Origin of the sequence: Pseudomonas sp. HS6, from assembly GCF_023375815.1 — a bacterium.
Taxonomy (GTDB): Bacteria; Pseudomonadota; Gammaproteobacteria; order Pseudomonadales; family Pseudomonadaceae; genus Aquipseudomonas.
This window is the reverse complement of sequence record NZ_CP067412.1, coordinates 5,624,489-5,651,238: the sequence shown is the minus strand read 5'-3', so window position 1 is coordinate 5,651,238 and position 26,750 is coordinate 5,624,489. Positions and strand designations below refer to the sequence as shown.

General features: G+C 59.7%; 25 protein-coding genes. 9 read left to right on the top strand and 16 right to left on the bottom strand.

Going from position 1 to position 26,750, the window contains the following annotated elements; all coding sequences use genetic code 11:
- Nucleotides 1–446 precede the first annotated feature (446 nt).
- The 3 genes from gshA to JJN09_RS25675 all read right to left on the bottom strand — a co-directional run bounded on the left by gshA (nucleotide 447) and on the right by JJN09_RS25675 (nucleotide 5,055).
- On the bottom strand, nucleotides 447–2,030 hold the full coding sequence (gshA, locus tag JJN09_RS25685; protein ID WP_249484296.1) for a glutamate--cysteine ligase: 1,584 nt from the start codon (nucleotides 2,028–2,030) through the stop codon (nucleotides 447–449).
- A gap of 317 nt (nucleotides 2,031–2,347) precedes the next feature.
- A complete protein-coding gene (locus tag JJN09_RS25680; protein ID WP_085712709.1) occupies nucleotides 2,348–2,731 on the bottom strand; it encodes a PaaI family thioesterase in 384 nt (127 codons plus the stop codon).
- Nucleotides 2,731–5,055, bottom strand: coding sequence for a Tex family protein (locus JJN09_RS25675; RefSeq protein ID WP_249484295.1), 2,325 nt, complete (start codon nucleotides 5,053–5,055; stop codon nucleotides 2,731–2,733). Before JJN09_RS25675 ends, JJN09_RS25680 begins: the two co-directional genes overlap by 1 nt.
- Nucleotides 5,056–5,415: 360 nt before the next feature.
- Here JJN09_RS25675 and ompR point away from each other — a divergent pair, with 360 nt between their 5' ends.
- Together ompR and JJN09_RS25665 are read left to right on the top strand one after the other, a co-directional pair.
- Nucleotides 5,416–6,156, top strand: coding sequence for a two-component system response regulator OmpR (gene ompR / locus JJN09_RS25670; protein ID WP_007952694.1), 741 nt, complete (start codon nucleotides 5,416–5,418; stop codon nucleotides 6,154–6,156).
- Nucleotides 6,157–6,270: 114 nt separating this feature from the next.
- Complete coding sequence (locus tag JJN09_RS25665; protein ID WP_085684165.1) at nucleotides 6,271–7,584, top strand: ATP-binding protein; 1,314 nt, start codon at nucleotides 6,271–6,273, stop codon at nucleotides 7,582–7,584.
- A gap of 35 nt (nucleotides 7,585–7,619) precedes the next feature.
- Here JJN09_RS25665 and rimK read toward each other — a convergent pair whose 3' ends face one another.
- Genes rimK through JJN09_RS25650 form a run of 3 tightly spaced genes read right to left on the bottom strand, consistent with a single transcriptional unit; the run spans nucleotide 7,620 to nucleotide 9,797 of the window.
- Entirely contained in the window at nucleotides 7,620–8,525 is a 906-nt protein-coding gene (gene rimK, locus JJN09_RS25660) for a 30S ribosomal protein S6--L-glutamate ligase (RefSeq protein WP_007949201.1), read from the bottom strand.
- Complete coding sequence (locus tag JJN09_RS25655; protein WP_173861338.1) at nucleotides 8,522–8,968, bottom strand: ATP-dependent zinc protease; 447 nt, start codon at nucleotides 8,966–8,968, stop codon at nucleotides 8,522–8,524. Before JJN09_RS25655 ends, rimK begins: the two co-directional genes overlap by 4 nt.
- Before the next feature lie 49 nt (nucleotides 8,969–9,017).
- On the bottom strand, nucleotides 9,018–9,797 hold the full coding sequence (locus JJN09_RS25650) for an EAL domain-containing protein (RefSeq protein WP_249484294.1): 780 nt from the start codon (nucleotides 9,795–9,797) through the stop codon (nucleotides 9,018–9,020).
- A 116-nt stretch (nucleotides 9,798–9,913) separates the two neighbouring features.
- Here JJN09_RS25650 and JJN09_RS25645 point away from each other — a divergent pair, with 116 nt between their 5' ends.
- On the top strand, nucleotides 9,914–10,321 hold the full coding sequence (locus tag JJN09_RS25645; protein WP_249484293.1) for an RNA-binding S4 domain-containing protein: 408 nt from the start codon (nucleotides 9,914–9,916) through the stop codon (nucleotides 10,319–10,321).
- A gap of 67 nt (nucleotides 10,322–10,388) precedes the next feature.
- On the opposite strand, the gene JJN09_RS25640 is transcribed toward JJN09_RS25645, so the two are convergent.
- Entirely contained in the window at nucleotides 10,389–11,189 is an 801-nt protein-coding gene (locus tag JJN09_RS25640) for a phosphatase PAP2 family protein (protein WP_249484292.1), read from the bottom strand.
- Nucleotides 11,190–11,293: 104 nt separating this feature from the next.
- Here JJN09_RS25640 and hslO point away from each other — a divergent pair, with 104 nt between their 5' ends.
- Both hslO and JJN09_RS25630 read left to right on the top strand, forming a co-directional pair.
- Nucleotides 11,294–12,196 carry an Hsp33 family molecular chaperone HslO gene (gene hslO, locus JJN09_RS25635; RefSeq protein ID WP_249484291.1) on the top strand — a complete coding sequence of 301 codons (903 nt, stop codon included), beginning with the start codon at nucleotides 11,294–11,296 and terminating at the stop codon, nucleotides 12,194–12,196.
- Nucleotides 12,197–12,377: 181 nt separating this feature from the next.
- Nucleotides 12,378–13,919: a phosphoenolpyruvate carboxykinase gene (locus JJN09_RS25630; protein ID WP_249484290.1), complete on the top strand. Its 1,542-nt coding sequence runs from the start codon at nucleotides 12,378–12,380 to the stop codon at nucleotides 13,917–13,919.
- A 65-nt stretch (nucleotides 13,920–13,984) separates the two neighbouring features.
- Here the strand turns inward: JJN09_RS25630 and nadS are convergent, their stop codons facing one another.
- From nadS to JJN09_RS25605, 5 genes are all read right to left on the bottom strand, one after another.
- Entirely contained in the window at nucleotides 13,985–14,272 is a 288-nt protein-coding gene (gene nadS, locus JJN09_RS25625) for a NadS family protein (RefSeq protein ID WP_127796615.1), read from the bottom strand.
- The gene (locus tag JJN09_RS25620; RefSeq protein WP_249484289.1) at nucleotides 14,269–14,589 is read right to left on the bottom strand and encodes a type II toxin-antitoxin system RelE/ParE family toxin; all 321 of its coding nucleotides are present in this window, start codon (nucleotides 14,587–14,589) and stop codon (nucleotides 14,269–14,271) included. The genes nadS and JJN09_RS25620 overlap by 4 nt, the downstream gene beginning before the upstream one ends.
- A gap of 111 nt (nucleotides 14,590–14,700) precedes the next feature.
- The gene (locus JJN09_RS25615) at nucleotides 14,701–15,000 is read right to left on the bottom strand and encodes a hypothetical protein (protein WP_249484288.1); all 300 of its coding nucleotides are present in this window, start codon (nucleotides 14,998–15,000) and stop codon (nucleotides 14,701–14,703) included.
- 347 nt (nucleotides 15,001–15,347) lie between these two features.
- Nucleotides 15,348–16,475, bottom strand: coding sequence for a hypothetical protein (locus tag JJN09_RS25610; protein WP_249484287.1), 1,128 nt, complete (start codon nucleotides 16,473–16,475; stop codon nucleotides 15,348–15,350).
- A gap of 102 nt (nucleotides 16,476–16,577) precedes the next feature.
- A complete protein-coding gene (locus JJN09_RS25605) occupies nucleotides 16,578–16,859 on the bottom strand; it encodes a hypothetical protein (protein WP_249484286.1) in 282 nt (93 codons plus the stop codon).
- 304 nt (nucleotides 16,860–17,163) lie between these two features.
- Between JJN09_RS25605 and JJN09_RS25600 the strand changes: the two genes are divergently transcribed.
- The 4 genes from JJN09_RS25600 (at nucleotide 17,164) to JJN09_RS25585 (ending at nucleotide 21,778) form a co-directional block, all read left to right on the top strand.
- Nucleotides 17,164–17,667 (top strand): polysaccharide deacetylase, encoded by a 504-nt coding sequence (locus JJN09_RS25600; protein ID WP_249484285.1) that lies wholly within the window; start codon nucleotides 17,164–17,166, stop codon nucleotides 17,665–17,667.
- Nucleotides 17,668–18,053: 386 nt separating this feature from the next.
- Nucleotides 18,054–19,982 carry an ATP-dependent DNA helicase RecQ gene (locus JJN09_RS25595; RefSeq protein ID WP_249484284.1) on the top strand — a complete coding sequence of 643 codons (1,929 nt, stop codon included), beginning with the start codon at nucleotides 18,054–18,056 and terminating at the stop codon, nucleotides 19,980–19,982.
- Between the two features lie 109 nt (nucleotides 19,983–20,091).
- A complete protein-coding gene (locus tag JJN09_RS25590) occupies nucleotides 20,092–21,315 on the top strand; it encodes a 3-hydroxyacyl-CoA dehydrogenase (RefSeq protein WP_249484283.1) in 1,224 nt (407 codons plus the stop codon).
- A gap of 31 nt (nucleotides 21,316–21,346) precedes the next feature.
- Nucleotides 21,347–21,778, top strand: coding sequence for a thioesterase family protein (locus tag JJN09_RS25585; RefSeq protein WP_249484282.1), 432 nt, complete (start codon nucleotides 21,347–21,349; stop codon nucleotides 21,776–21,778).
- Nucleotides 21,779–21,842: 64 nt separating this feature from the next.
- Here the strand turns inward: JJN09_RS25585 and JJN09_RS25580 are convergent, their stop codons facing one another.
- From JJN09_RS25580 to JJN09_RS25565, 4 genes are all read right to left on the bottom strand, one after another.
- Nucleotides 21,843–22,322 carry a glycine zipper domain-containing protein gene (locus tag JJN09_RS25580; RefSeq protein ID WP_248738654.1) on the bottom strand — a complete coding sequence of 160 codons (480 nt, stop codon included), beginning with the start codon at nucleotides 22,320–22,322 and terminating at the stop codon, nucleotides 21,843–21,845.
- A 210-nt stretch (nucleotides 22,323–22,532) separates the two neighbouring features.
- Nucleotides 22,533–24,881 carry an FdhF/YdeP family oxidoreductase gene (locus JJN09_RS25575; protein WP_249484281.1) on the bottom strand — a complete coding sequence of 783 codons (2,349 nt, stop codon included), beginning with the start codon at nucleotides 24,879–24,881 and terminating at the stop codon, nucleotides 22,533–22,535.
- Nucleotides 24,878–25,717 carry a formate dehydrogenase accessory sulfurtransferase FdhD gene (gene fdhD, locus JJN09_RS25570; protein ID WP_249484280.1) on the bottom strand — a complete coding sequence of 280 codons (840 nt, stop codon included), beginning with the start codon at nucleotides 25,715–25,717 and terminating at the stop codon, nucleotides 24,878–24,880. The genes JJN09_RS25575 and fdhD overlap by 4 nt, the downstream gene beginning before the upstream one ends.
- 92 nt (nucleotides 25,718–25,809) lie before the next feature.
- Complete coding sequence (locus JJN09_RS25565) at nucleotides 25,810–26,697, bottom strand: LysR family transcriptional regulator (protein WP_249484279.1); 888 nt, start codon at nucleotides 26,695–26,697, stop codon at nucleotides 25,810–25,812.
- Nucleotides 26,698–26,750: the final 53 nt, after the last annotated feature.

Genomic DNA, 26,750 nt, shown 5'->3' with positions numbered 1-26,750 from the left:
CATGTCAGGCGACCGAGGATCGGCGTGAAAGGAGACTAAATGATCTAAGAATCTAAAAATAAATAACTTTTTAGACTTAGCTTATGAGCGGAAAAATCTAAGGCTCGCTGGTATTGGGGGGCGTTTGAGTTTTGGGTATGGCTTGAGATCTTTTCCCCCTCACCCCAACCCTCTCCCCCAGGGGGGGCGAGGGGGAAAGGGAGCCGATTGGGGACCTTTCAGATACTGAGCTCGGCTTGATATTGCAGGTCGGCGTACCTCGCACCAACAACTCGGTCAGTCCCCTCTCCCTCCGGGAGGGGGAAAGGGAGCCGATTGGGGGCCTTTCAGATCCTGAGCTCGGCTTGATATTGCAGGTCGGCGTACCTCGCACTAACAACTCGGTCAGTCCCCTCTCCCTATGGGAGAGGGTTAGGGTGAGGGGCTTGCGATCTAAAGCCGAACGATCAGTTACTGATCGCCAGAATGCTCGCCTGATACGACCCGACAAACACATCGAAATCCCCCACCTCGTTCTGCTCCAGCTCAGCCTGTTGCGCCAGCGACGACCGCGCCAGTTCTTCAAACTTCGCCTGTTCCTCAGGCGCCAACGGCTCGCTGCGGAAGAACTTGGCGTGAGCCTGGCTCTGGCGCAGGGAGAATTGCGCGAAGCTTTCCTTGTGCTCGGCCATCGCCGCCAGCACCTGAGCCGAAGGTGTCAGGGACGAATCCTTGACCTTGGCCAGTTGTGCGTCGAGTGCCTTGCTGTGGGCATCGCCGCCATGGCTTTGATCCAGCAGCGCCGCCAATGGAGCGATTTTCTCCAGCAGTTCGGCCGCCCATTCCTTCAGCTCGACCGGTTGGCCGTCACGCTGCAATTGCAGGCCCGGACGGCGACCTTCCTTGACCACGCTGAGGAAGTTCGAAGTCGCACCGCCGCAGGAGTTGTTGGTCAGCAGCGGGCTCTCGTTCAGCGCGCAGTACAGCAGGAACGCGTCGAGGAAGCGCGATTCGGTGAGGTCGATGCCCATCGGCAGGAACGGGTTGATGTCCAGGCAACGCACTTCGACGTACTGGATGCCACGGGCAACCAGCGCCTGGATCGGCCGCTCGCCGGTGTAGGTCACGCGTTTCGGGCGGATGTTGGAGTAGTACTCGTTTTCGATCTGCAGGATGTTGGTGTTCAGTTGCACCCACTCGCCATCCTGGTGCGTGCCGACTTCAACGTACGGCGGGTACGGCGTGGCCACCGCCTTGCGCAGGCTGTCGGTGTAGCTTGCCAGGTCGTTGTAGCAAGGGGTCAGGCCGGCCTGGGCGTTGCTCTGGTAACCGAGGTCGCTCATGCGCAGGCTGGTGGCGTAGGGCAGGTACAGGGTGTCCGGATCCAGCTGTTCCAGCTGATGCGAACGGCCGCGCAGGAATCCTGCATCCAGCGCCGGCGAAGCACCGAACAGGTACATCAGCAGCCAGCTGTAGCGACGGAAGTTGCGGATCAGCGCGATATAGGACGACGACTGGAAATCCCGGTCGGTGCCAACGAAGCCTTCGGCTTCTTTCAGCAGCGGCCAGAGTTTTTCCGGCAGGGAGAAGTTGTAGTGAATCCCGGCGATGCACTGCATGGTCTTGCCGTAACGCAGGGCCAGGCCCTTGCGGTAGACGTACTTGAGCTGACCGATGTTGGAGGTGCCGTAATAGGCGATCGGGATGTCTTCCTCGGCCGGCAACGGGCACGGCATCGATGGACTCCACAGGTACTCGTTGCCGAGTTTGCTGTAGGCGAAGCGATGAATCTTGTCCAGGCTGGCCAGGGTGTCGGCCGGGTCCGGTAGGGCAGGCGTGATGAATTCCAGCAGCGACTCGGAATAGTCGGTGGTGATCTGTTCGTTGGTCAGCGCGGAACCCAGGCTTTCAGGGTGCGGCGTTTGCGCCAGACGTCCCTCGCCGGTCACGCGCAGGCATTCACGTTCGATACCGTGCAGGCACTGCTCGAGCAGAGAGAGGTTGGCGCGCTCACCGAGCAGAGCCAGGCGGCGGTTGAGAAGTTCGCTCAATTTGGATTCCTTCACGCGTCAGTCGCCCCAATATGGGGGTGGGCAGGACGGTCTACAAGGGTGAAGTTGAAACTGGCGTTTTCGCCTGGTTTTCGGGTGGTCAAACCCATGTTGGAAACGCCGACTTCAATCCTTGAATCTGGCTGATACACGCGAAGAAAATGAGATCCCTGTGGGAGCGGGCTTGCCCGCGAAAGCGGTGTGTCAGACAAGTTGATCCTGGCTGATACGCCCCATTCGCGGGCAAGCCCGCTCCCACAGGAAACTCCGACGCTGCGATCACAGCGCCGAAATTAACTCAAAATGATGAACAACATCTACAGGACAGCGAACGTGCCTTGCGCTTTTGCGACCAGTTTGTCGCCCTGCATCACGTCGGCTTCGACCACCAGCGTGCGCCGGCCCGGGTGGATCACCCGCGCCGTGCACATCACCTCGCCTTCGGAGACGGCGCGGATGTAGTTGATCTTGCACTCGATGGTCGCGCTTTGCTGGTCAAAGCCGTGAGTGCTGGAACAGGCCAGCCCCATGGCGATGTCGACCAGACTGAACAACGCGCCGCCATGCAGCTTGCCGCCGCGGTTGCGCAGTTCGGGTTCCAGCACCAGGGCGACTTGCGCCACCCCGGTTTCCAGGCTGTGCAGGCGGCAGCCCAACAGCTTGAAAAACGCGCTCTCGACGAGCCCGGCCGGAATCTCCATCAGCGTTTCTTCAACTGCTTGGCGTTGGCGAACAGCGACGCCATGGCGTTGTTCGCCGGAGCCGCCGGGGTGCTTTCCTTGCGTGGAGCCGAACCCTGCGACTGGCGTGGCGCCGAGCCCGGACGCGCGCCACGGGCACCGTCGATTTTCTCGCCCGGGGTGTCGCTCATGCGCATCGACAGGCCGACGCGTTTGCGCGGGATGTCGACTTCCATGACCTTCACTTTCACCACGTCACCGGCCTTCACCGCTTCGCGCGGATCCTTGATGAACTTCTCCGACAGCGCCGAGATGTGCACCAGACCGTCCTGATGCACACCGATGTCGACGAACGCGCCGAACGCGGTCACGTTGGTCACCACGCCCTCGAGGATCATCCCCAGTTGCAGGTCCTTCAAGTCCTCGACGCCTTCCTGGAACTCGGCGGTCTTGAACTCCGGACGCGGGTCGCGGCCCGGTTTTTCCAGTTCCTGCAGGATGTCGGTGACGGTTGGCAGACCGAAAGTCTCGTCGGTGTATTTCTTCGGATCCAGACGCTTGAGGAACCCCGCGTCGCCGATCAGCGAGCGGATGTCGCGGTCGGTTTCAGCGGCAATGCGTTGCACCAGCGGATAGGCTTCCGGGTGAACGGCCGAGGAATCCAGCGGGTTGTCGCCGTTCATCACACGCAGGAAGCCGGCGGCCTGTTCGAAGGTTTTCTCGCCCAGACGCGCGACTTTCTTCAGCGCAGCGCGGGTCTTGAACGCGCCGTGCTCGTCACGGTGAGTCACGATGTTCTGCGCCAGGGTCGCGTTGAGGCCAGAGATCCGCGCCAGCAGCGCCACGGACGCAGTGTTCACGTCCACGCCCACGGCGTTCACGCAGTCCTCGACCACGGCGTCCAGGCCGCGTGCCAGTTTCAGCTGCGACACGTCGTGCTGGTACTGACCGACACCGATGGATTTCGGATCGATCTTCACCAGTTCGGCCAGTGGATCCTGCAAGCGACGGGCGATGGACACGGCACCACGGATCGATACGTCCAGATCCGGGAATTCCTTGGCTGCCAGTTCCGATGCCGAGTACACCGATGCGCCGGCTTCGGAGACCATGACCTTGGTCATTTTCATCGCTGGGTATTTTTTGATCAGCTCGATGGCCAGTTTGTCGGTCTCACGGCTGGCGGTGCCGTTGCCGATGGCGATCAGATCGACCGAGTGCTTGGCGCACAGGGCGGCCAGGATGGCGATGGTCTGATCCCACTTGTTGTGCGGCACGTGCGGGTAAACCGTGGCGTGATCCAGCAGCTTGCCGGTGGAGTCGACCACGGCGACCTTGCAGCCGGTGCGCAGGCCCGGGTCGAGGCCCAGGGTAGCGCGCGGGCCGGCCGGAGCGGCCAGCAGCAAGTCGTGCAGGTTGTGGGCGAACACGTTGATCGCTTCGGTTTCCGCGCCGTCGCGCAACTCGCCGAGCAGGTCGGTTTCCAGGTGGGTGTAGAGCTTGACCTTCCATGTCCAGCGCACCACTTCGCCCAGCCATTTGTCGGCGGGGCGGTTCTGATTCTGGATGCCGACTTGTTGGCCGATCATGCCTTCACACGGATGCATGGTGCCCGGCAATTCGTCGCCGACTTTCAGCGCGGAACTGAGAATGCCTTCGTTGCGGCCACGGAAAATCGCCAGCGCGCGGTGCGACGGCATGCTTTTCAGCGGTTCGTCGTGTTCGAAGTAATCGCGGAACTTGGCGCCTTCCTCTTCTTTACCGGCGATCACGCGGGCACTGAGGGTGGCTTCCTGTTTCAGATAAGTACGCAGTTTTTCCAGCAGGTTGGCGTCTTCGGCGAAGCGCTCCATGAGGATGTACTTGGCGCCTTCCAGTGCAGCCTTGACGTCGGCCACGCCTTTTTCGGCGTCGATGAAGCGTGCGGCTTCGGTTTCCGGAGCCAGGCTCGGGTCGTTGAACAGACCGTCGGCCAGCTCGCCGAGGCCGGCTTCCAGGGCGATCTGGCCCTTGGTGCGGCGCTTCTGTTTGTACGGCAGATACAAGTCTTCGAGGCGGGTCTTGGTGTCGGCGAGTTTGATTTCGCGCTCCAGTTCAGGGGTGAGTTTGCCCTGCTCCTGGATGCTGGAAAGAATGCTGATGCGCCGTTCGTCGAGTTCTCGCAGGTAGCGCAAACGCTCTTCCAGATGACGCAACTGAGTGTCATCGAGGCTGCCGGTCACTTCTTTCCGGTAACGGGCGATGAAGGGAACGGTAGAGCCTTCATCGAGTAGCGCGACGGCCGCTTCGACCTGTTGTGGGCGTACGCCGAGTTCCTCGGCGATGCGGCTGTTGATGCTGTCCATAAAACCACCTGACAAATTGTGAAAGCAGGCTCGCAGGCACGTAAATAAAGGCCCGGAGTCTGGTTGGGCGGCCTGACGCTTGCCGCTGCCTGGGTCAAAAGGCTTCCCATTGACCCGTGAAATCGAACAATTACTGCTGCGCCCATGAAAATAAAGGACGGCCACCTGCGGTAACGATTCAGACGTTGCCTGACACAAAAGGCCGCGCATTATAACCAGCGTTCTGTCATTCGGGGGCGACACAGTCTGTAGGCTCAAGCCCCGGTTTTCTGGCAGTGAAGGAAAAATCTGCTAACAATGCACACGGTGCGTATAACGGCAGCTACGCCATAATGCGCGCCGAGCTAAAAGGAGCATCCAATGAGCAGCACTGCACAAACTGCTGAAGGCGAAAAAATTCTTATTGTTGACGACGATCCGGGGCTGAGCAGCCTGCTGGAACGCTTCTTCGTCAGCAAGGGCTACCGCGCCCGCGCCGTACCGAATACCGAGCAGATGGATCGTCTGCTGTCGCGTGAAGTGTTCAACCTGGTCGTTCTCGACCTGATGCTGCCGGGCGAAGACGGCCTGACCGCTTGCCGTCGTCTGCGTGGCGCGAACAATCAGATCCCGATCATCATGCTCACCGCCAAGGGCGACGAGCTGAGCCGTATCAAGGGTCTGGAACTGGGGGCCGACGACTACCTGGCGAAGCCGTTCAACCCGGACGAGTTGATGGCCCGCGTCAAAGCCGTCCTGCGCCGTCAGGCCGCACCGGTGCCGGGCGCGCCGGGCAGTGAAGAAGAAAACGTCACGTTCGGCGATTACGTGTTGTCCCTGGCCACCCGCGAACTCAAGCGCGGCGACGAAGTGCACATGCTCACCACCGGTGAGTTTGCGGTACTCAAGGCTCTGGTGATGAACGCCCGCCAGCCGCTGACGCGCGACAAACTGATGAACCTGGCCCGTGGCCGGGAGTGGGATGCCCTGGAGCGTTCCATTGACGTGCAGATTTCCCGTCTGCGCCGGATGATCGAACCCGATCCGTCCAAACCGCGCTACATCCAGACCGTCTGGGGCGTGGGTTATGTGTTCGTGCCGGATGGCAACTCCACCAAGTGACGGGTGATTTGTAGGAGCGGGTCTGTGGGGCGCGGTTGAAAGTACCGCCTCCGCAGACTCGTTTTCCGCAATATGCGAGCATTGCTCGCTCCTGCAAGTGCGTAGCGGTTATCCATGAAAACCCCTGTCTGGTTCCCCCAAAGTTTCTTCTCCCGCACCCTTTGGCTGGTGCTCATCGTCGTATTGTTTTCCAAGGCACTGACGCTGGTTTATCTGCTGATGAACGAGGACGTGCTCGTGGATCGCCAATACAGCCACGGCGTTGCCCTGACGCTGCGTGCCTATTGGGCCGCCGATGAGGAAAATCGCGCGAAGATTGCCGATGCCGCGACCCTGATCCGGGTGGTCGGTGCCGGTGTGCCGGAAGGCGAGCAGCACTGGCCGTACAGCGAAATCTACCAGCGGCAGATGCAGGCGGAACTGGGTGCCGACACCGAGGTTCGGCTGCGCATGCATTCGCCACCGGCATTGTGGGTGCGTGCGCCGAGCCTGGGTGATGGCTGGTTGAAAGTGCCGTTGTATCCGCACCCGTTGCGCGGCCAGAAAATCTGGAACGTGCTCGGCTGGTTCCTTGCCATCGGGTTGCTCTCGACCGCCTCGGCATGGATTTTCGTCAGTCAGCTCAACCAACCGTTGAAACGCCTGGTCTACGCCGCCCGGCAACTCGGCCAGGGCCGCAGCGTGCGCCTGCCGATCAGTGACACCCCCAGCGAGATGGCCGAGGTTTATCGCGCTTTCAACCAGATGGCCGAAGACGTCGAGCAGGCCGGTCGCGAGCGCGAGCTGATGCTGGCCGGGGTATCCCATGACTTGCGTACGCCGCTGACCCGTTTGCGACTGTCACTGGAGTTGATGGGTGACCGCACTGATCTGACTGACGACATGGTGCGCGACATCGAAGACATGGACGCGATTCTCGACCAGTTCCTCGCGTTCATTCGCGATGGTCGGGACGAGTCGGTGGAGGAAGTGGATCTGAGCGATCTGGTGCGTGAAGTCGCGGCGCCGTACAACCAGAGTGAAGAGAAAGTGCGCTTGCGTCTGGAGCCGATCCAGCCGTTCCCGCTGCGTCGGGTGTCGATGAAACGTCTGCTGAACAACTTGATTGGCAACGCGTTGAATCATGCTGGCGGTAGCGTGGACGTCGCGGCCTATGTGTCCGGAGACACCAGTGCGCCGTATGTGGTGCTGAGTGTGATGGACCGTGGGGCGGGGATTGATCCGTCGGAACTTGAAGCGATCTTCAACCCGTTCACCCGTGGCGATCGTGCCCGTGGTGGGAAGGGGACCGGGTTGGGGCTGGCGATCGTCAAGCGGATTGCTTCGATGCATGGTGGCAACGTCGAGTTGCGAAACCGGTCCGGTGGCGGGCTGGAGGCGCGGGTGCGCTTGCCGCTGGGGTTGATGCTGCCGCGAGACGCGGTTTAAGTTTCAGGCGGCCTTGCGGCCGCCTGATTCAAGGTTCAACCCTTGCCTTTTGTGCGGGTCATGTTCGGCCCGCCATTCTTTTCGAGATGCTCGATGATGATCCCCGCCACGTTCTTGCCGGTGGTGGTCTCGATCCCTTCCAGTCCCGGCGACGAGTTCACTTCCATCACCAGCGGCCCGTGATTCGAACGCAGGATATCCACACCCGCCACCGCCAGGCCCATGACCTTGGCGGCGCGCAGCGCGGTCATGCGTTCTTCCGGGGTGATCTTGATCAGGCTGGCGCTGCCGCCCCGGTGCAGGTTGGAGCGGAACTCACCAGGCTTGGCCTGACGCTTCATCGCCGCGATCACCTTGTCACCAACCACGAAGCAGCGGATGTCGGCGCCGCCGGCCTCCTTGATGTACTCCTGGACCATGATGTTCTGCTTCAGGCCCATGAACGCCTCAATCACCGACTCCGCCGCCGTTGCGGTTTCACACAGCACCACGCCAATGCCCTGAGTACCTTCCAGCACCTTGATCACCAGCGGCGCGCCGTTGACCATGTCGATCAGGTCGGGAATATCGTCCGGCGAGTGGGCGAACCCGGTCACCGGCAGGCCGATACCACGGCGTGACAGCAGTTGCAGCGAACGCAGCTTGTCCCGGGAACGGGCGATGGCCACCGATTCGTTGAGCGGAAACACCCCCATCATTTCGAACTGACGCAGCACCGCGCAGCCATAGAACGTCACCGATGCGCCGATCCGCGGGATCACCGCATCGAAACCTTCCAGCGGCTTGCCGCGATAGTGGATCTGCGGCTTGTGGCTGGCGATGTTCATGTAGGCGCGCAAGGTGTCGATCACCACCATTTCATGCCCGCGTTCGGTACCGGCTTCGACCAGACGACGGGTGGAATACAGACGCGGATTCCGCGACAGCACAGCGATCTTCATGCAACACCTGTGGAGGAGGTAGATACCGGGAACACCGGCTTGTCTTGTACATATTTGATGCCTGGATTGACCACCAACTGGCCGTCAATCAGGGCTTTGGAACCGAGTAACAAGCGATAACGCATGGACTTGCGGCAGGCGAGGGTGAACTCGACCGGCCAGACCCGATCACCGAGGGCCAGGGTGGTGCTGATCACATAGCGCACCTGGGCCTGGCCGTTGGAACTCTTGATGGTCTTGCGGGTGACCAGCGGTGCTTCGCAACGCCGATGGCGCAATTGCACTACCGTGCCCAGGTGCGCGGTGAAACGCACCCATTTCTCCCCGTCCCGTTCGAACGGCTCGATGTCGGTGGCGTGCAGGCTGGAGGTACTGGCCCCGGTGTCGATTTTCGCCCGAAGGCCCGCGACTCCCAAGCCCGGGAGCGCCACCCACTCGCGCAGACCGACAACGGTCAAATGGTCAAATGTCTTCAATGGAAAAAACCAACAATTAACGCGTCCACGCTCCAGGGGAAACCTGAGCTAACGCTTTGAATGCAGGCTTGGCGAACCAGAAACCCTGCATCAGAAATATTCCGCAGTCCGCCAGGAAATCCCGTTCACCAGCGCTTTCTATGCCTTCGGCGATGACTGTAACGTCCAACTCCGCACAGATTGTGACAATCCCCCGAACGATAGCCTGACGAACACGGTCACGGCCGATATCGCGGATCAGCGCCATGTCGAGTTTGATCAGGTCCGGCTGGAAATCGGCCAGCAGATTGAGCCCCGAATAGCCGGCACCGAAATCGTCGATGGCCGTCTTGAAGCCGAATTCGCGGTATTCACGCAGAATATTGGTCAAATGGCGATAGTTATCTACGTGCTCGCTTTCCAGTGTTTCGAAAATCAGCCGGTCGATCGGGAAATTGTGTTTCTTGGCGGCCTCCAGGGTGCTGCGAATGCATAACTCTGGACGATAGACGGCGTTGGGCATGAAGTTGATCGACAAGTGTGTCTGCATATTAAGCTCGGCCGCGCCTTCGATGGCGCGAGTCCGGCAGAGTTGGTCGAAACGGTAGCGGTTATCTTCTGTAACCTGATCCAACACGGTTAATGCGCCTTCACCGGCCGCACCGCGGACCAATGCCTCGTAGGCGTACACCGACTCGTCACGCAGATCCACGATGGGCTGATAAGCGAAGGAAAAATCGAAGCCCAGCGGCTCGCTTTGCTGGCAGCCCAGGCACCCGGATTTGGGCGAGGTCAATGAAGACGGGAATTTGGTCACTCGATCACTCCATGCCGTTGAACCGGCGAAGATCACAGTTTATCTGGAGCGCCGGGTTCTTGCGCCCGACAGAATCGGTAGTACAGTTCCGACTACTGGCTGAACGAGGAATTCATATGGCGCAAAAACAGGAAGAGGACGACAAGGTCCGTCTCGACAAGTGGCTGTGGGCCGCGCGGTTTTTCAAGACTCGCGCCTTGGCCAAAGCCGCCATCGAAAGTGGCAAGGTGCATTGTCGGGGAGAGCGCTGCAAACCTGGCAAAGAGCCACGCATCGGCGATGAATTCGAGATTCGTACCGGCTTCGATGAGAAGACTGTCGTGGTCCAGGCCCTGTCGATCGTACGTCGCGGTGCACCGGAAGCTCAGACGCTGTATGCGGAAACCGACGCCAGCGTCGCCAAGCGTGAGGCGGCTGCGGCGATGCGCAAGGCGGGCGCGTTGGGTGTGACCACCGATGGCAAACCGAGCAAGAAACAGCGTCGGGACTTGTTTAAATTTCGTGGGAATAGCAGCAGCGAATAAAAAATCGCAGCCTGCATGCGCTCCCGAAGGGGCCGCCGCAGGCTGCGATCTTTTCAGGCGCAGAGAATTAGCGGAGCGCCACCACACTCATCCGCGAAACCACCGGCAGCTTGCCCAGCAGGCCGAAAATCGGCGCGGTAACCTTCAGCCAGAAGTTCGCTGCGTGATACGCAAACGGCGTGTAGTAACCCCAGCCCAACGCCCACACCGCCAGCAGCAGGCCACCGATGTAATCGTCCTGGCCCCAGTGCGCGCCGGCCACCAGCCGCGGCAGCATGAACAGCAACGCCAGGCCCCAGATCGTCAGGAACTGGCCGGCTGAGCGACTGAATACGCCCATGAACAACGCCCAGATCAGCAACACCGAAGCATGGTCACCGGGGAAACTCTGGCTGGAGCGATCCTTCAGCTCAAAGGTCTTCTCCAGATGAGGGAAGTAGTCGCTCATATGAACGGCGCCCTGGAGCACCATGGATGGGCTATTGTGCTGCCAGCCCATGTGGTCGGCGAATTTGGAAAACAGCGCGCGGATCACCACCATCAGCAACAGGATCGAGAAAAATCCGAAGAAGGCGCGACGCACGTCAATCGCCTTGAACACCCAGTCGCCCTTGATCAGCAGCGTCAGCAGAATCAGTCCGACGACAACATCGAACGGGCGCAGACTTGCAATTGCCCAGATGTGGAGCCATATGGGGTTGCTGGCCAGCGGTGCATTGAGTGAGCGGAACAGCCACTCGTCGAAAATCACACACAGCATCTGACCCGTAGGCCATAACCAGAAAGCCAGTAGTGCCAATGGCACTGCATTGCACAGAACCAGCCGGCCGAGGTTCCACCTTGATTGGAACAAACCCGGATTGTTCATAAAATGCCTCCCGTGGCTGAACATAGGCATCAAAATGGATGCCAGAAGCGCGGGATTTTCATTCTTTGTAACCTTTTTGTCATTAAAATCAGATACCTAGACCTATGACCGATTTCCTCGATACCGATTACACCCAACGCTTCATCTTCGATGACAGCGACACGCGCGGCGAACTGGTGTCGCTGGAACGCAGCTACGCCGAAGTGCTCGCCAAGCACCCGTACCCGGAGCCGGTTGCGCAGCTGCTGGGTGAACTGATGGCGGCGGCGTCGTTACTGGTCGGCACTCTGAAGTTCGATGGCTTGCTGATTCTTCAGGCACGCTCCGAAGGCCCGATCCCGATGCTCATGATCGAGTGCTCCAGCGATCGCGAAATCCGCGGCCTGGCACGCTATGAGGCCGACCTGATCGCACCCGACGCAACGCTCTCCGACCTGATGCCCAACGGCGTATTGGCCCTGACTGTCGACCCGACCGTAGGCCAGCGTTACCAGGGCATCGTCGACCTCGACGGTGAAACCCTGTCCGATTGCTTCACCAACTATTTCGTCATGTCCCAGCAGGTCGGCACCCGCTTCAAACTCTTTGCCGATGGCCGTCGCGCCCGTGGCCTGCTGTTGCAGCAACTGCCTGCCGATCGCCTGAAAGACGAAGAGGAACGCGCCGCCAGCTGGCAGCACATCACTGCACTGGCCAGCACCCTGAGTGCCGATGAAATGCTGAGCCTGGACAACGAAACGGTTCTGCATCGCCTCTACCATGAAGAACAGGTGCGTCTGTTCGATGTGCAGAAACTGCGCTTCCATTGCAGCTGCTCCCGCGAACGCTCGGGCAATGCACTGGTCAGCCTGGGTCTGGAAGATGCGCAGGCGCTGGTGGTCGAGCAGGGTGGCAAAGTCGAGATCGATTGCCAGTTCTGCAACCAGCGCTACTTGTTCGATGCGGCGGATATCGCTCAATTGTTCGCTGGCGCGGGCGTCGAGACGCCGTCAGATACCCGGCACTAAAACGGTTCAGCGCAGGTAAATTCACTGCTCAACGACGGAATAACGCCGTTACGACGGGAGGGCCCTACTCTTTTTGGGCTTTTCTGGCATAATCCGGCCCACTTTTTTCGCGGTAGTAGTGCACGACTTTCTACTACAAAACGTTTGGAGCACACTCGGCCACTGGCCGACGGGGAACCTCATGACGCAAGCCAATAACGCCGTGTACACCGATCTGAGTGTTGATGATCTGGTAAAAGAAGCCCTGAAACGCGGTGAAGGCGAGCTTGCCGATACCGGCGCTCTGGTAGTTCGCACCGGTCACCGCACCGGCCGTTCGCCAGTCGACCGTTTCATTGTTGAAGAGCCTTCCACCCAGGCTGCCATCGCCTGGGGCCCGATCAACCGCAAGTTCCCGGCCGACAAGTTCGATGCCTTGTGGGCTCGCGTCGAGGCATTCAACAACGCGCAAGAGCATTTCGTTTCCCACGTGCATGTAGGCGCGGCCGAAGATCACTACCTGGCCGTGAAGATGACCACCCAGACTGCCTGGCAGAACCTGTTCGGTCGTTGCCTGTTCATCAACCCGGCCCAGTACAACCCGGCCGGTCGTGAAGAGTGGCAAGTGCTGAACGTGGCCAACTTCGAGTGCGTGCCTGAGCGTGACGGCACCAACTCCGACGGTTGCGTGATCCTCAACTTCGCACAGAAAAAAGTGCTGATCGCCGGCATGCGTTACGCCGGTGAAATGAAGAAAGCCATGTTCTCGGTGCAGAACTTCCTGCTGCCGGCTGCTGACGTGCTGCCAATGCACTGCGCTGCCAACATCGGCGAAGAAGGCGACGTGACCCTGTTCTTCGGTCTGTCCGGCACCGGCAAGACCACCCTGTCGGCCGACGAAAGCCGTTACCTGATCGGTGACGACGAACACGGCTGGGGCGAAGGCGTTGTGTTCAACATCGAAGGCGGCTGCTACGCCAAGTGCATCGACTTGTCCGAGAAGAACGAGCCGGTCATCTGGAAAGCCATCAAGCACGGCGCTGTGCTGGAAAACGTCGTGATCGACGACGCCAAGCACGCCGACTACGCCGATGTCAGCCTGACCCAGAACAGCCGCGCAGCCTACCCGCTGGAACACGTTGCCAAGCGTTCCGAGAAGAACCTGGGCGGCGAGCCAAACGCTGTGATCTTCCTGACCTGCGACCTGACCGGCGTACTGCCACCAGTGTCGATCCTGAACAACGAGCAAGCGGCTTACCACTTCCTGTCCGGCTACACCGCACTGGTGGGCTCGACTGAAATGGGTTCGGGCAGCGGCATCAAGTCGACCTTCTCCACCTGCTTCGGCGCACCGTTCTTCCCGCGTCCGGCTGGCGAATACGCTGAGCTGCTGATCAAGCGCATCAAGGGCTTCGGCTCCAAGGTCTACCTGGTCAACACCGGCTGGACCGGCGGTGGCTACGGCGTCGGCAAACGCTTCAACATCCCGACCACCCGCGCCGTGATCGCAGCGATCCAGAGCGGCGCGCTGATCGGTGCCGACACCGAACACCTGGACACCATCAACCTGGACGTGCCACTGGCCGTACCGGGCGTCGAAACCAACCTGCTCAACCCACGCAACACCTGGGCTGACAAGGCTGCGTACGACGAAGCTGCCAAAGCACTGGCCGGTCTGTTCATCGAGAACTTCAAGAAGTTCGACGTGAGCGACGCGATCAAGGCTGCCGGGCCTAAGTTGTAAGACTGGGTTCTGGTGAATGAAAAAGCCGCCTCTTGTGGGCGGCTTTTTTGTGGGCGTTCATTTTCTCAATGGGCCAATGCATTCAAAACATGAACCGGGTCGTTATGAATGGCCTTGAGCAAAGCTTTTGCCGGCCCGGTAGGCTCGCGACGACCCTGTTCCCAATTTCGTAGAGTGCCGAGTTGGACGTCGATCAGAGCCGCAAATTTGGTCTGGGTCAAACCGGTAGCTTTACGAATTTCTTTGACCTGCAATGCATCAACGTGGAATTCGCGAGAAGGTGCGCGCTGGCCTCGTACAATCTCGTCCATCTCTTGCACACTTTCCATCAGCTCATCAAAAAATTTGCTCATGGGCATCTCCATTTTTCGATCAAGACCTTGAGTGCTTTACGCTCATCGCTGGACAGATCGTGTTGTTCATTTTTAGGGTAGATCATCAATAACCCGATTTGTGACGCCGAAACGAAGTGGTAGTAGATCACCCGTGCTCCGCCTCGCTTGCCGTGTCCTTTCGCTGCGATTCGGGTTTTGCGGATCCCGCCTGTGCCTTCAATTACATCGCCAATCGAAGGACTTACAACCAGTTGCTTCTGAAAAGCGGCATACGTGTGATCGTCCAGCAGCTCTTTTACTCGACGAGTAAAGATCCGAGTCTCAACAAAAATCATCGTAAATGTACGCCATTGGCTTACCTTCCAGCAATGCTGAAGGGATTTGAGTAGATGACTGGTAAGTGATCGTTCTCATGTCGAACATGGGAACGATCTGATCACTCAACCTCAGACTGGAGCTTTCCAGTTGAGCATTCGTTGCTGGGCGACCTGCAACAGGTCAAACCCGTCTTTGGTCAGCAGGTAAAGGGCGTGGGTGATGTGGGGAATGTCTTCAACGTCGGCATGTTTGAAGCAGAGGCAGTAGAGAGTTTGCAGCAGGTCGCTTGAAGCGCGCAGGCGCTGGACGGCGCATTCGAGGATGTCTTGCGGGTTGGCCTCGGTGTCGATGACCAGGGGCTTGGTGTCGGTGAGGTTGGAGTCGAGTGGACGGTAGCGATCGGAGTGGAGCTCGTTCCATGATTTCATTTTTTAGATCCTCAATTGCTTCGAATGAAGCCACCAAATCGTGACCAAGCGACTGGAGGCGACTGTGTTCGGGTTGGTCAACCGGTGAGGATCATGCACATACCCGGCACGCTCGAAAGCGTCCCAAACACAGCCACCATAACGCTGCTGGCAATTGAGTGCCGGCAGGATACAGCGGACGCGAATGCATGATCCAATCGGGTGACCAAGCCCGAGCCGCTGAATTGGCAGCGATAGTCACAACTATAGGTTTCGACCTAACGGCGCCGATAGAAGACAAGGCGCCGCTGCGTGTAGGAACGGGATGCAGATTCGAGCAGGCCGTTCCTACAGATCAGTCACGGTTTTCAACGAATCGCCCGATACCCTTCAACATCCAGCACACTCGTCGTCAGCCCGGTCGCCGGGGTGTAGATCGTGCCTTTCACTGTCGAGAACGGGACGCCTTTGCTGCCCAGCGACACGTAGCGTTCACCTTGATCCAGTTCGGTGAACCAGGTGTAGGAGCACTTCTCCATGGCCTTGTATTTCGCTGCCGCGTTGACGATGGCGGCGGTGTGGTTTCGCAGGGCGGCGTCGGTGAGGTTGAGGTTTTTGTCGAGCACGGTGCCCCAGCGTTTCAGGCAGACCTCGGCAAAGTGGCGGACGATGAGGCCGGGTTCGGCCAGCACTTTGGGACCACTGTTGCCATCGGAGGAGGCGTTACCGACCAGGGTGGCGTGACGGCCAGGCATTGGGAAGATGCTGGTTTTGGTGCCGGTCGCGGTTTGCGGAATGACGCAGCTGAAACCCTTGGAGCGTTCGTCCCGAGCATAAAAGCCCACGTACTCTTTGACGTTGTAGTTGAGCTTTACCCGGTGTTCCTGAAAGTTACCGATACCGGGCACGGGATCAATGGCGAAGATATTCACCGGAATGTTTTTCAGCGCACTGTCGTTGAACATGGCATTGGCCAGCATATGGCAACTAATGCCGCCACGGCTCCAACCCACCAGATTGACCTTTGTTGGAATGACACCGTCCTTGCGGAAAGTTTTAATGATCTGCTCCTGTAACTTTTGTTGCGTGACGCTGCGCTCGCCATAGTTATATTTGCGCCATAGCCAGGAACCCTCGACCTTTACATCTTCAATGGGAATGCCGGCAGCTTTCAGGCGGTTGTATTCCGCTTCGGTCAGTTGCTCGCGCTGCCAGTCGCATTGGCCTTTGATGATGTTCATCGCGTGCTGGACGTTTTCCTCCCAGCCCTTGCCGAACAGGGTTCCGCTGAGGCCGTAGTCCTTGGATTTAGTGAATAGCTCATCGGCCTGAAGGTTGCTGGTGCCGGGACCATCGACCACGACCCATTCGGCGAATTCGCGACCGGTGTGATGGGAGGCCAGTGTGGAGACCAATTCGCCATCCCAATAGTTATCGTGGGCGTTATCAAACTTTGTCGAACCTGTACCGCAAAAGAAAATAGTTAAAGTAGTCATGTTGTTGCTCTCTGTTAATGTAAGAGCAAACAGGCTAGTTCTTAAATTTGTCGTATTGGAAGCGATGGGTTGTTGCGAACTTTGTAAGTTTGGCTGGCGGCTCTAATTGTTTATCCGATGCCTGGCAACTTCCAACAAATCACAACCGTCCTGCGTCAACAAATAAAGCGCATTGACGATGTTGGGGATATCTTTTACGTCGGCCTGTTTGAAACACAAGCAGTAAAGAGTTTCCAGCAGATCGCTGGCGGCACGCAGGCGTTGATCGGCGGCATTAAGCAGTTCACCCGGTTTTGCTTCGGTGTCGATGACCAAGACCGGGGTGTCGCCGTCGCAGGTTTTGAGAGGGCGAAAGCGAGTATTCAGCGGTTTGAACATGTTCATGATTGAGGCGTGTCCTTTACGAAGTCGCGTCGGTGGGCCGACACAGTGTTTTCAGCCGCGCCGGCCACTATAGAAGGGCGCCATCGAGTGGGACAAGACAGCCACAATGGACAGAATTCGTAGGGGTTTTTCCGGGGTTCGGGCATTTGCCCTACGCGTTTTTGCAGATTTTTCACAGCCAAACCCTGATGAGCGAAGTTTCCCACGCGTTTGTCGGGCGATTCCCGGTAAACCTCTGTATGGTGCGCGCCAGAATCCGTAGGGCGTTTCCAAATGTCCGACACTCGCTTAAAGGGAATTAGGTATGCAATGGCTACGAATGGCCTCGATCATTTTGCTGTGGGCCAGTGGTTGTCGTTTGGCGATGGCCTCCGATACGAGCAATGGGCTAGCACTTGCCAATCTGGAGCGCACCGGTTGGCCCGACGCGCTCACCACTCAGGCCAGCATCGACACCGCTTCCCGTGCTGAAGTGCTGATCTTCGGCAAGGCCCTGTTGGCGAGCGAAGCCCTGGATGAACCGGGACTCAAGCAACGGCTGGGCGTGCAGCAAATGCAGCTCAAGTCGATCAGGCAAGTGCGCGACGGTCTATGGGACCGCTTGCTCAGCACCTATCGCAACGCCAGCCAGAATTGCGACGAGCAAGCGTTTTGCCCGCGGGTGCGCAGCGTCGCCGACTTGCGTCAGTTGGCGGCGGCATTCACTGGCGATATCAGCCCGGCCCATGCACTTTGGGCGAGCAAGAGCCTGGACGTGCATGAGCGGGTACTGGATGAGCAATTGCGGGTGGCTGTGTTACGGCCATAACAATGCTCTTGCGGGTGTTAAGCCGAGGAGGCTTCATCCGCTGTCGCGGCGACAGCCCAGGGCGGTGGAAAACCGTCGGGAACTGGCGTGCATGCGCCCAGCAACAGGGATGTAAAGATCAGGGCGAGGGGTAGTTTCAAATGGTTCGACATGTTCACTCCTTGATAAAAATCCATGCGCATCGGCCGTCCTGGCTCGAGGCGTGACGGACATTACCCTCGGGTCGATTCACGCGGCGATGAACAAAGTGTTTCATTTGTTTGATCCCGTGGCAGGGCCGCCGACGCTGTATCATCCCGTATCGATTTGCCCCCCGACCTTTTCTCGACTCGCTGCGATCGCCCGCTAGGCTGTTGGCATCACAGCGGTCAACGGAGTGACAGCGAATGCACAACACCCTGGAACAGGTTTTTGGTTATCCACAATTTCGACCCGGTCAGGAAGCGGCAATCAGTGCCGTTTTGGCCGGGCGTTCGGCGGCGGCGATCTTTCCCACCGGATCTGGAAAATCTCTTTGTTACCAGCTGCCGGCACTCCTGTTGCCGCACCTGACGCTGGTGGTCTCGCCGTTGCTGGCGCTGATGCAGGATCAGCTCGAGTTTTTGCGGCGACATGGCATTTCGGCAGGCAGCATCGATTCGGCACAGAGCCGTGACGTCGCCAATGATGTGATGGCTCGCGCCCGTTCCGGCGAGTTGAAGATCCTGATGATTTCCGTGGAGCGGTTGAAGAACGAGCGCTTTCGCAACTTTTTGCAGCAGGTGCCGATCTCGCTGCTGGTGGTGGATGAGGCGCACTGTATCTCCGAGTGGGGCCATAACTTCCGGCCTGATTACCTCAAACTGCCGGACTACCAGCGCCAGTTCAAGATCCCGCAAACTTTGCTGCTGACCGCCACGGCAACACCGAAAGTCATCGCCGACATGCAGGCGAAATTCGCCATCGCTGCCGAGGATGTGGTGACCACCGGTTTCTACCGGCCCAACCTCAATCTGTTGGTGGAACCGGTGCGCGGTCAAGACAAGCGTCGACGGTTGGTAGAGTGGATGGCCGAGCGTGCGGATCAGCCGAGCATCGTCTACGTCACCTTGCAGAAAACCGCCGAGCACATCGCTGAACATCTGGGGCGCAATGGCATTCAGGCCGAGGCTTACCACGCCGGATTGCCTCACGAACAGCGGGACGCGATCCAGAAACGCTTCATGGGCGGGCAGTCCAATTGCATCGTCGCGACCATCGCCTTCGGGATGGGCATCGACAAGAGCGACATCCGCAATGTGGTGCATTTCGATCTGCCCAAATCCATCGAAAACTACAGCCAGGAAATCGGCCGCGCCGGGCGTGACGGGCAACCGTCCGACTGCCTGGTGCTGGCCAATCGCGACAGCCTCAATGTGCTGGAAAACTTCGTCTACGGCGACACGCCGGAGCGCGATGGCATTCGCCATGTGCTGGATGAATTGCAGGCCGCAGGTCCTGAAGGTCAGTGGGAGTTTTTGCTCGGGCCGTTGGCGGATCAGAGCAACATCCGTGCGCTGCCATTGAAGACGTTGCTGGTGCAACTGGAGCTGCGAGGGCTGATTGCCCCGCGCTACGCGTACTACGCCGAATACCGTTTCAAGTACCTGCTGGAACCCGAGGCGTTGCTTGAGCGTTTCGAGGGCGAGCGCAGGGATTTCGTCGCGGCCATCATCCAGACCTCAAGCCGCGCACGGACCTGGGCCACAGTGAATTTCGAGGCGATGTACACGCAATATTCGGCTGAGCGCAATCGTGTGGTGAAGGCGCTGGATTACTTCCAGGAGAAGGGCTGGGTCGAGCTGGAAAGCAAACAGATGACCGAGGTCTACAACGTGCTGCACAGCGCCTTCGACAGCCAGGTCTTGAGTGGCGAGCTGCATGAATACTTCTCCCGCCACGAACAGACCGAAGTGGCGCGGATTCACGCCATGCTCGAATTGTTCGCCACCGAACGCTGCCTGGGCTATCGACTGGCGGAGTACTTCGGCGATCACAACGCCCCCGAGCAGTGCGGGCATTGCTCGGTGTGTCATGGGCAGGTTGCCAGGCTCCCGGCACCTCCGGAATTGCCGGCACTTGTGGATAAAAGTTTCTCGGCGTTGTGCGGCGATTTTATCCACAGGCACGAGCAACAGACGGGCAGTGCGCCTTCAGCGGAGCGGCTGACGCGGTTTCTGTGCGGGATCAGTGTGCCGCTGTTTACCAAGCTCAAGGCGCGGACCATTTCCGGGTATGCATCGCTGGAGATGTATCCCTACGCGGACGTGCGGGCCTGGGCTCAGGCGCATCTTTGAAGAGATGAATCCATCTGCTGAATGTCGATCATCACGGTAATGAACTTCAAAAATGCCCGAGGGCTGACTATGGTGAAGACTGTCTTTGGATCTCCAACAAGAGAACAACATGAGCCAGACATCCTTCGAAATTCGGCAGGCCGCCGTGATCGGCGCCGGCACCATGGGCCGTGGCATTGTCATGTGCCTGGCCAACGCCGGCGTGTCAGTGCAATGGGTTGATAACAATCCACAGATGCTTGAGCAGGCGCTGAAGACGGTGGCCGATACCTATGCGCACAACGTGCGTCAGGGGCGGATCGATCAGGCCGAGGCCGATGCACGAATCGCCCGGGTCAGTACGGCGGCGGATTATGTGGCGATCCGCAATGTCGACCTGGTGATCGAAGCGGTGTACGAGAATCTCGAACTCAAGCAGAAGATCTTCCGTGAGCTCGATGGCTTGCTGAAACCCGAAGCCCTGCTGGCGAGCAACACTTCGGCGTTGGACATCGACGCGATTGCCGCGGCGACACGACGGCAGACGCAAGTGCTGGGGCTGCATTTCTTCAGCCCGGCGCACATCATGAAATTGCTGGAAATAGTCCGTGGTGCGCAAACCTCGCCAGCCGTGCTTGAAGCTGCGCTCGAACTGGGCAAGCGTATGGGCAAGGTCAGTGTGGTCTCGGGCAACTGCCACGGATTCATCGGCAATCGCATGCTCCATCCTTACGTGCTCGAGGCGCGCAAGATGCTGCTTGAGGGGGCCTGGCCGCAGCAGATCGACGCGATATTGCAGGGCTTCGGCTTTGCCATGGGGCCGTTTCGCATGTACGACGTGGTCGGCATTGATCTCGAGTGGCGTGCTCGTGAGCTGGCTGGCGAGGGCCAGGACGCGCCAGAGGTTCAGGTGGATAACCGCTTGTGCGAGTTGGGGCGGTTCGGGCAGAAGTCCGGCAACGGTTACTACCATTACGAACCGGGTAGTCGTCAGGCCGAGCATGATCCCGAGGTGGATGCGCTGGTGTTGAGCGTCAGCGAAGGTCTGGGGTTTCATCGCCGTGACATCGGGTCAGAGGAGATCCTTGAGCGCTGTCTTCTGGCACTGGTCAACGAGGGCGCGAAGATTCTGCAGGAAGGGATTGCCGAGTCGGCTCATGACATCGATCAGGTGTACCTGAATGGCTACGGCTTCCCGGCTGACAGGGGCGGGCCGATGGCGTGGGCGGATGATCAGGGATTGGAAGACATTCATAAGCGTTTGCTGGCGCTGGAAACGCGGCAGGGTGATCAATGGCGACCGGCGCAATTGATTGGCGAGTTGGCGGCACGAGGCAAAGGTTTTTACCTTTAGACTGGGCCGATCACTCAAGGAATCGACACTGATGTCCAACCCGATGCCGCAACGCGCCGATTACCCGCATTTCCAGCCGATCACCACGCGCTGGCATGACAACGATGCCTACGGCCACGTCAACAACGTCACCTACTACAGCTTTTTCGATACGGCCGTGAACACCTACCTGATTCAGGTCGGTGGCCTGGATATTCACGATGGCGAGGTGGTGGGGTTTGTGGTGAGTTCGTCTTGCGATTACTTCGCCTCGATTGCGTTTCCGGACTTGATCGAAGTCGGCTTGCGGGTCGGCAAACTGGGCAACAGTTCAGTGCAATACGAGCTGGCCGTGTTCAAGGCTGGCGAGCGTGAAGCCTGTGCGGCGGGGCGTTTCGTGCATGTGTTCGTTGATCGGGCGTCGAATCAGCCGGTGGCGATCCCGGCGGGTTTGCGCGAGGCGCTGGAACGGCTGGCGGTTTGACAGGCAAAAAAAATCGCAGCTCGGGGGAGCTGCGATCTGGCTGTACCGGCAACGAGGTCAAGCCTCAGTCGCGGTAATAGCGGTGATGCTTGCGGTGGCCGTAGGCATGGCCACGACCCCGGTGGTCGTCGCGGTAGTAGCGACCACGGTCACGGCCGCGATCGTAATTGCGGTCTTCGCGATTACTCTCGTTACCCATGTAGTTACCCAGCGCGCCACCGGCGCCGCCACCTGCTGCGGCACCGATCAGGCTGCCGGTGGTGCCGCCCATGCTGCGGCCAACCACGTTACCGCCGGCTGCGCCCAACGCACCGCCAATGGCGGCTTCGCCACGGCTGTGTTTGTTGGCGCCCACCGCGCTACCACCCGCGCCGCCCAGGGCCGCGCCAATGGTTGAACCTGTGCTGCCGCCTAAAGACTGACCGACGACCGAGCCAAGAACCCCGCCCAATGCGCCGCCCACACCTGCTTCGGTGGTGCCTCCGGCAGAAGCGAAGCCACTGACCAGGCCAAGGGACAACAAGAGAATCTGGGAGAACTTCATAGAGGAGCCTCAAAGGGATGACGGCGCGATCCTGAGGCTGTGTAACAGGGCTGACAATCGAAATCCGACGAATAACACGACTTGTATACAATTCTGCAAGTTACTGATTTTTGGGTGGAACTTAACCGATTTTGGCCGGTCTTTAACTGCTTCGGACAGGCCGCTTTTATGCAAAAGCGGCCTTTTTTGTGGGCGCTGAAAAGTTTGGTGTCAGGCCGATTTGGCCATGATCAGCCCTGTCTCGCTCGCTGCTTCCAACCGAATCGCGATGAACTTCGACGTCGGCGTATGGCTGCCATCCCCGGTGCTTTCCAGCGGCACCAGCGGGTTCACCTCAGGGTAGTAAGCCGCCGCTTGCCCCGCCGGAATATCGAACGCCAGCAGCGTGAAGCCCTTCACGCGACGCTCGCGTCCATCGTCCCACAGCGACACGATGTCAGCCTTCTGCCCAGGCTTGAAGCCCAGACGGATGATGTCCGCCTCGTTGGCGAACAGCACATCACGCTGTCCCTTCACCCCGCGATAACGGTCGTCGAGACCATAAATCGTGGTGTTGTACTGATCGTGAGAACGCATCGATTGCAGGATCAGGTCCGGCAGTTGGCCAGTGGCACGAGTGCGTTCGTGGATCAGGTCCTTGGGCAGCATGTTCGGCTTGAAGTTGGCCCGGCCCGACGTGGTGTTCCACTTGCGCGCGCCGGCGCTGTTGCCGAGGTAGAAGCCGCCCGGGTTCTTGACCTTCTCGTTGAAATCCTTGAAGCCCGGAATGGTGTCAGCGATCAGCTCGCGGATGCGCCGGTAGTCGGCCACCAGCCAGTTCCAGTCCACCGGTTTGCTGCCCAGGGTCGCGGCGGCGATGCCGGCGATGATCGACGGCTCCGAGCGCATCTGGTTCGACAGCGGCTGCAACTGGCCGTTGGAGGCATGCACCATGCTGAACGAGTCTTCCACGGTGACGGCCTGCGGGCCTTCGGTCTGGATGTCGATGTCGGTACGGCCCAGGCACGGCAGGATCAATGCGTCCTTGCCGTGGGCCAGGTGGCTGCGGTTGAGCTTGGTGCTGATCTGCACGGTCAGGTCGCAGTTGCTCAGGGCCTGGAAGGTGCGTGGGCTGTCCGGTGTGGCCTGGGCAAAGTTACCGCCCAGACCGATGAACACCTTGGCGCGACCCTCGGCCATCGCGTGAATCGCTTCGACCACGTTGTGCCCGTTGTGGCGCGGCACCTTGAACTGAAAGCGGCGTTCCAGGGAATCGAGGAACGCCACTGGCGGACGCTCGTTGATGCCCATGGTGCGGTCGCCCTGCACGTTGCTGTGGCCGCGCACCGGGCACAGACCGGCGCCGGGCTTGCCGATGTTGCCGCGCAGCAGCATCAGGTTGGCGATTTCCTGGATGGTCGGCACCGAATGGCGGTGCTGGGTGATGCCCATCGCCCAGCACATGATCACGTTCTTGCCTTTGGCGTACATGCGCGCCGCTTGCTCGATTTCCACGAGGGTCAGGCCGGACTGCGCAACGATCTGCTCCCACGGCGTGTCATCAACAACGCCGAGGTATTCCAGCACGTTGACGCTGTGTTCATTGAGGAAGTCGTGATCGAACACCGCCGGTGCACCGGCCTTTTGAGCATCGCGTTCCCATTGCAGCAGGAACTTGGCCATGCCGCGCAGCACTGCCATGTCGCCGCCCAATGCCGGGCGGAAGTACGCGGTGTTGGTCGGTTTGTCGCCGTTCGTGAGCATTTCGATCGGGTGCTGCGGATGCTGGAAGCGTTCCAGGCCACGTTCTTTCAGCGGGTTGATACAGACCACCTGGGCGCCGCGCTTCACTGCTTCACGCAGCGGTTCGAGCATGCGCGGGTGGTTGGTGCCGGGGTTCTGGCCCCAGACGAAAATCGCATCGGCATGTTCGAAGTCGTCGAAGGTCACGGTGCCTTTGCCGACGCCGACGCTTTGTGCGAGCGCCACACCGCTGGCTTCGTGGCACATGTTCGAGCAGTCGGGGAAATTGTTGGTGCCGTAAGCGCGCACGAACAGTTGATACAGGTAGGCGGCTTCATTGCTGGCGCGGCCCGAGGTATAGAACTCGGCCAGGTCCGGGCTCGGCAGGGCTTGCAGGTGCTTGCCGATCAGCGCGTAGGCATCGTCCCAGCTGATCGGCTTGTAGCGGTCGGTTTCGGCGTCATACACGACCGGCTCGGTCAGACGGCCCTGATATTCAAGCCAGTAGTCGCTCTGCTCCAGCAGCGAGGTGACGCTGTGTTTGGCGAAGAACTTGCCGTCCACGCGGCGCTTGGTCGCTTCCCAGTTCACTGCTTTGGCGCCGTTCTCGCAGAACTTGACCATGCCGCTTTCCGGCGAGTCGCCCCAGGCGCAGCCCGGGCAGTCGAAGCCGCCATTTTGGTTGGTTTTGAGCATCATGCGCAGGTTCTTCAGCGCGTTGTCGCTGGTCAACCAGGCCTGGGCCACGCTGATCAATGCGCCCCAGCCGCCGGCTGCGCCCTTGTAGGGCTTGTAGCGCGGGACGGGTTTCTGGTCGGCTTGATGGTGTTGGCTCACGAGTGTTTCTCCATTTCTGGGCTATACACCCGCGGCGCGTTCTTCTGCGGCAGGTGGATGAGATTGAGGTTGTGGCGGCGGGCCCATTGCACGGCGAGGCCGGTGGGCGCGGACAGACTGACGAGGGTCTGGATCCCGGCGCGCAGGACTTTCTGGATCAATTCGAGGCTGCAACGGCTGGTGACAATCGCCAGGCCGCCGGTTGTGGATATCTTTTGCCGGATCAGGCCGCCGATCAGTTTGTCGAGGGCGTTATGCCGGCCGATGTCTTCACGGCCCAGCAGCAATTCACCGCTGGCGTTCATGAACACCGCTGCATGCACCGCGCCGCAATGCTGGCCCAGCGGCTGGAACGCGCCGATGCGCTGGCGCAGACCGTCGAGCCATTCGGCCGGCGGCAAAGGGGCGCCGGGCAAGACCTTGAGATCGGGCAACGCCTGTTCCACCGCTTCCACGCCGCACAAACCGCAACCGCTGGTGCCGGCCAGTTGCCGACGCTGCTGCTTGAGGTTCCAGAAGGCGCGGTTGGCGATGGTCACTTGAGCATATTGCGCCGAGCCCGAACCGGTCAGTTGCAGGTCATAGATGTCGGTGGCGTCTTCGATGATGCCGCTGCCCAGGCTGAAGCCGACGATAAAATCTTCGAGGTCGGTTGGCGTTACCAGCATCACGGCCTGGCTGATGCCGTTGTAGGCAATCGCCAGTGCAACTTCCTCGGCCAGCGCAGTGCTGGCCGACTCGACAAGTGGCAGGTCGCTGTAACTGTAGGTCTGACTGGCGGCGGGCGCGGGCGTTTCGAGTGCAGGCGCCGCGCAGGCCGGGCGCTTGGCGTTCATGGCATCACCGACGGATTGATCAACGCTAAGACTAGGCGCGGCAACTTGTCGCGTCTAATCGCTAGTGTCGATCTATCGATAGATGCCGTCGATCAAGCGGCCGTTGGCGATTTCTGATAAAGCGCGAAACAGGCCTCGGCCAGCGCCGATCGCGGGGCGCCTCGGCGCATGATCAGGCCCAGCCGGGCGAGGGTCTGGGCGTTTTCGAGCGGTTGTAGGCGCAGGTGGTCGGTGAGGCGTTCGAGGCCGCCGTCCAGCGGCATGATCGCGCAGCAGAATCCGCCGTGCACAGCTTGTAACAATTGATGCACGGCGTCGGTCTGCAACAGTGGCTGCGGGGTCAGGCCACGGCTGTGGAAGTTGTGGTCGATGGACTGGCGAAAGTGCATGCCGCTGGTGAGCATGCCCAGCGGCAGCTCGATCAGCGCCTGCCATCTCAGCGGTGCCTCGCCGAAGCTGAAGGAGCGCTGATCGTAAAGCAGGCCCATGCGGGTTTCGTCGAACGCCAGAGATTCGAAACGCTCGTTGTCGAGGCGGTCCAGATACGAGACGCCGATGTCGATCCGGTTGTCCGCCAGTTGTTCGAGGATCTGCTCCGAACTCAGCGCCGACAATTCGAAGCGCAACTCCGGGTGTGCAGCGTGCAGGCGTTGCATCAGCGGCAGCGGATCAAAACTCGACAGCGGCACCACCCCCAGGCGCAAAGTGCCGATCAGGTTGCCGCGACAGGCCGCCGCTTCCGCCTGCAAGCCATCGTAAGCGGCCAGCACCATACGTGCCCAGGCCAGCACTCGTTCGCCTGGTGCGGTGAAACCTTCGAAGCGCTGGCCGCGATTGACCAGCGGCAGATCGAGTTCTTCTTCCAGGCTGCGCAGGCGCATCGACAGGGTCGGCTGGGTGATGTGGCAGCGGGCGGCGGCCTGGCCGAAGTGGCGTGTTTCGTCGAGGGCGATGAGGAATTTCAGCTGCTTGATGTCCATCTTCGCTCCGGGGCGCTGGCAAGGGTGGGCGATTCTACCGCTTGCGCGGCGAC

Bases quoted from the DNA above. Each gene is read 5' to 3' on its own strand.
- JJN09_RS25680 (WP_085712709.1), bottom strand. From the start codon at position 2,731: ATGGAGATTCCGGCCGGGCTCGTCGAGAGCGCGTTTTTCAAGCTGTTG.
- JJN09_RS25675 (WP_249484295.1), bottom strand. From the start codon at position 5,055: ATGGACAGCATCAACAGCCGCATCGCCGAGGAACTCGGCGTACGCCCA.
- ompR (WP_007952694.1), top strand. From the start codon at position 5,416: ATGAGCAGCACTGCACAAACTGCTGAAGGCGAAAAAATTCTTATTGTT.
- JJN09_RS25665 (WP_085684165.1), top strand. From the start codon at position 6,271: ATGAAAACCCCTGTCTGGTTCCCCCAAAGTTTCTTCTCCCGCACCCTT.
- rimK (WP_007949201.1), bottom strand. From the start codon at position 8,525: ATGAAGATCGCTGTGCTGTCGCGGAATCCGCGTCTGTATTCCACCCGT.
- JJN09_RS25645 (WP_249484293.1), top strand. From the start codon at position 9,914: ATGGCGCAAAAACAGGAAGAGGACGACAAGGTCCGTCTCGACAAGTGG.
- JJN09_RS25640 (WP_249484292.1), bottom strand. From the start codon at position 11,189: ATGAACAATCCGGGTTTGTTCCAATCAAGGTGGAACCTCGGCCGGCTG.
- hslO (WP_249484291.1), top strand. From the start codon at position 11,294: ATGACCGATTTCCTCGATACCGATTACACCCAACGCTTCATCTTCGAT.
- JJN09_RS25630 (WP_249484290.1), top strand. From the start codon at position 12,378: ATGACGCAAGCCAATAACGCCGTGTACACCGATCTGAGTGTTGATGAT.
- nadS (WP_127796615.1), bottom strand. From the start codon at position 14,272: ATGAGCAAATTTTTTGATGAGCTGATGGAAAGTGTGCAAGAGATGGAC.
- JJN09_RS25620 (WP_249484289.1), bottom strand. From the start codon at position 14,589: ATGATTTTTGTTGAGACTCGGATCTTTACTCGTCGAGTAAAAGAGCTG.
- JJN09_RS25615 (WP_249484288.1), bottom strand. From the start codon at position 15,000: ATGAAATCATGGAACGAGCTCCACTCCGATCGCTACCGTCCACTCGAC.
- JJN09_RS25610 (WP_249484287.1), bottom strand. From the start codon at position 16,475: ATGACTACTTTAACTATTTTCTTTTGCGGTACAGGTTCGACAAAGTTT.
- JJN09_RS25605 (WP_249484286.1), bottom strand. From the start codon at position 16,859: ATGAACATGTTCAAACCGCTGAATACTCGCTTTCGCCCTCTCAAAACC.
- JJN09_RS25600 (WP_249484285.1), top strand. From the start codon at position 17,164: ATGCAATGGCTACGAATGGCCTCGATCATTTTGCTGTGGGCCAGTGGT.
- JJN09_RS25595 (WP_249484284.1), top strand. From the start codon at position 18,054: ATGCACAACACCCTGGAACAGGTTTTTGGTTATCCACAATTTCGACCC.
- JJN09_RS25590 (WP_249484283.1), top strand. From the start codon at position 20,092: ATGAGCCAGACATCCTTCGAAATTCGGCAGGCCGCCGTGATCGGCGCC.
- JJN09_RS25585 (WP_249484282.1), top strand. From the start codon at position 21,347: ATGTCCAACCCGATGCCGCAACGCGCCGATTACCCGCATTTCCAGCCG.
- JJN09_RS25580 (WP_248738654.1), bottom strand. From the start codon at position 22,322: ATGAAGTTCTCCCAGATTCTCTTGTTGTCCCTTGGCCTGGTCAGTGGC.
- fdhD (WP_249484280.1), bottom strand. From the start codon at position 25,717: ATGAACGCCAAGCGCCCGGCCTGCGCGGCGCCTGCACTCGAAACGCCC.
- JJN09_RS25565 (WP_249484279.1), bottom strand. From the start codon at position 26,697: ATGGACATCAAGCAGCTGAAATTCCTCATCGCCCTCGACGAAACACGC.